Raw genomic sequence first — 287 nt, forward strand, 5'->3', positions numbered from 1 at the left:
CAGTCGCCCAATGCAAAGTTGAGCAGTGATTAATGCGCTGCACAATTAATTAAATTAACGCACCGAAGCCTAACACTGTTACGGGGTTATTCAGGCGACCCCTCCAGCGCATTGATCGTGTCGATTTGCGCTTCAATAACGATGCCTCGGTGGATCAGGCTGATAAAGGTTGCCTCTCCTCGCGCCCGATCTTCTTTATTCCACTTGGGGCTAGCGTCAATCAAACGGCTAATGCCCTCAACAAGAAAGTGCCGGTCTTGTCGTAGTTCATCAATGACACTCTGCGT

Annotated in this window: 1 protein-coding gene; it reads right to left on the minus strand. The window is 49.5% G+C overall.

What is annotated here, in order from left to right:
- Window positions 1-86: 86 nt before the first annotated feature.
- Window positions 87-287 (minus strand): hypothetical protein (locus tag KW848_RS31480; protein WP_218539193.1); only part of this gene is annotated, 201 nt, incomplete at its 5' end.

The organism is Pseudomonas sp. PDM25, from assembly GCF_019219045.1.
Classification (GTDB): domain Bacteria; phylum Pseudomonadota; class Gammaproteobacteria; order Pseudomonadales; family Pseudomonadaceae; genus Aquipseudomonas.